Origin of the sequence: Acinetobacter sp. TUM15064 (assembly GCF_008980265.1) — a bacterium.
Classification (GTDB): Bacteria; Pseudomonadota; Gammaproteobacteria; order Pseudomonadales; family Moraxellaceae; genus Acinetobacter.
Map to the genome: position 1 here is coordinate 1 of NZ_BKFU01000127.1, position 2496 is coordinate 2496.

General features: G+C 35.8%; 3 protein-coding genes and 1 tRNA gene. All 4 read left to right on the plus strand.

Annotated elements, in window-relative coordinates; all coding sequences use genetic code 11:
* Positions 1–7: 7 nt before the first annotated feature.
* The 4 genes from GBI16_RS17890 (at position 8) to GBI16_RS19075 (ending at position 1472) form a co-directional block, all read left to right on the plus strand.
* Positions 8–277, plus strand: coding sequence for a hypothetical protein (locus tag GBI16_RS17890; protein WP_151707598.1), 270 nt, complete (start codon positions 8–10; stop codon positions 275–277).
* 55 nt (positions 278–332) lie between these two features.
* Positions 333–545 (plus strand): acyl-CoA thioesterase, encoded by a 213-nt coding sequence (locus GBI16_RS17895; RefSeq protein ID WP_151707597.1) that lies wholly within the window; start codon positions 333–335, stop codon positions 543–545.
* A gap of 590 nt (positions 546–1135) precedes the next feature.
* Positions 1136–1201: transfer RNA gene (locus tag GBI16_RS17900), tRNA-OTHER, on the plus strand.
* A gap of 136 nt (positions 1202–1337) precedes the next feature.
* Positions 1338–1472, plus strand: a complete 135-nt coding sequence (locus tag GBI16_RS19075; RefSeq protein WP_266095383.1) for a hypothetical protein — start codon at positions 1338–1340, stop codon at positions 1470–1472.
* Positions 1473–2496 lie beyond the last annotated feature (1024 nt).

A 2496-nucleotide genomic window follows, 5' to 3' on the forward strand; every position in this document is an offset into this window, starting at 1 on the left:
GAAGACAATGAATAGAAAATTTGAGTTACATGTGATTAGCCAAATCTATGACTTTTTAATTGAGAGAGAAGGGTTTACCTCACTAAACCTTGATCGGAAGGTTACAGAGTTTTTTCGAGAAGTACATGTAGGGCAAGAAGAAGATTTTACAGTTCTTGAATCAAATAAAATCTCAGGAAACTTTGGTGAAGTCTCCTACATCAATTTATTGAATGTTCCGCATTTCAATGATAAAGATAAATTTCTGAAATGGGCCCATAAATCTTTAAATCTATGATTTTTGAAAAAACCAGTCTAATTTATATTCTAATGACTTGGTATCATTTCATCTTATGAAAAGACATCGTAAAAAATCTGAGTACATAAACTCAAATTGGATGATCGAACAGGACAGTTTCTTAATTGAAAATAGTTTTATGCCTATAGAAGGTCTTATCAACCAATTGCCTTTTACTGAAGATGAAATTATTAATCGAAAAGAGCTCCTAGGGCTTAATAAAAGACAAAAGCAACTGCGTAAATTTTTTAAACAATTAGACGCTTAATTAGTAAATAAGCTACTTTTATATAATTTCTTACATGACTATCACTGTAAATTGTGAGAAATGTATTCTTTCGGTGTTGATAATTATTTTAAATGTGAGAGTATAAAAAAAGAACAATAAAGGGAGAAAAGTATGGCTTCACAAGATGTGCTTGTAATCTCGGTTTCGGCCTTTGTCCTTACATTAACGATTTATGAGTTTGGGCAAATGTCGATGTTGTTTTAAACGAACCACCTTTGGGTGGTTTTTATTGTCTGGAGAAAGGCCATGCCCATACACCTAAGCTTGCTAATTAGCTAAAGATTGTTTGAGTAAGCACATATAGATCTCACTAAAGAGGGTACAACCCATGCAGTTCATCGAGTTTGGATAGGATATGCAAGAAAGTAAAATCAGAATTTGGAGTCATGCCCCGCACGAAAATTGAATACAAAAGCTGAAGACTAAAAATAATGTGCCTATCCAGTGGTTTTTAAGGTAAGTGAGTAGCGGTAGATGGTAATCCCCCCTAAAAAGAATAGGATTTAAAAGTAGAATTTTCTCTTAAGAGATATAGGCAAGGATGTAGTAGATCACCCATCCTTATTTAAGCGCCATTAGCTCAATTGGATAGAGCATCGCGCTGGTTGCAGGTTCAAGCCTTGCATGGCGCACCATATTTAATTCAAGGGTATCTATTATGTTGCTAGGTATTTAGTTACATGGTGAACAATAATTAATCAAAAGGAGATTTGATAGATACATTTTTGGGTGATATTTTTAATTAAATATTCTACATGGATGGAATTTAAGATGAAGCTACTAACCTTATTGGGTATTGGTGTTATGGCAAGTTGCTGCTATAGATCAAAGCGCATTACTAGCGAACACGCTTCACCCTCAAACTTCGATAAAATTGTTCAAAAAGCTGCTCTGCAAGGCTTCTAAACAACGTAATTAGTGTTGGATTTTGTAATAAATATACGATTGTAGGAGAACGAAATGCTTAAATTGTTAATGTGTTTATTTGGCGTTCATGGCGCGACTGAGATTGATAGTGAAGTCAAAGAATACCGTGATTGTTTGAAGGAAATATAATACCTTTGGCTACGTTTCCTTAGTGATTTACCGAACGGATTTTGGCACGTAAAACCCCGCTCAATATGCATTATTGGCGGGTTTTTTCTTTTCTTATTAGGTGGTGAGTATGGGTTATATCGTAGTTGCTCTTGTATCGTTTTTGCTTGGGTAAGCTCTATGCTTTAAGTGGCTTGGTGAAGACATTATTAAAGGCAATCTAATTAAGCTAAACAAGGATGTGTATATTGCATCCAAAGTAGATACAAAAAGTGGGTATCCGCCATGCATCAAGTTGAAGCAAAACGAAACAAAGAGCATTATAAGCAAAACATAAAGGGCGCATCAATGATTCATCTAAAGGGTATGCCACAACACTTGGTTGATGGAGGGCTTATTTCATTCGTGACCAGCGCCGTAAGATTCACAACATCGAAACCAATTTAAATGGTGATTAATCATGTCATGTAAATCATGTGAAGAACGTCGACAGAAACTAAAGGCAATGTATGAGCAGTCGATAGAATCCATCACAAAAGTAATTACTTACCTTACTAACAAAGGTGGTAAAACAGAACAATCAGCTGATCAATCACCTGCAAGTGCAGATGAAACTGAACAACGAATTATTGTTAACACTCGAAGAGCAGGAAGAGCCAAACAGCCATGAGTATATGGATCAGTAATCATGCCAAAGCTACAACGATTGCAGAGCAGACTTGATGCCATATTACTAGACTTGCCAGCATTGCCGCCTTGTTACCACACAACGGCTTTGTTGCACAAAGCTATTCTTGAAGGCTTCTTCAGTAATATAATTTCCAGATGAAGAAGCCTACACCTAAAATCTATCGTACAACCAATTGGTCCTCGTATAACCAAGCTTTAATCAAGC

Excerpts from the sequence above, each read along its gene's own strand:
- GBI16_RS17895 (WP_151707597.1), top strand. The coding sequence starts at position 333 with ATGAAAAGACATCGTAAAAAATCTGAGTACATAAACTCAAATTGGATG.
- GBI16_RS19075 (WP_266095383.1), top strand. The coding sequence starts at position 1,338 with ATGAAGCTACTAACCTTATTGGGTATTGGTGTTATGGCAAGTTGCTGC.
- GBI16_RS17890 (WP_151707598.1), top strand. The coding sequence starts at position 8 with ATGAATAGAAAATTTGAGTTACATGTGATTAGCCAAATCTATGACTTT.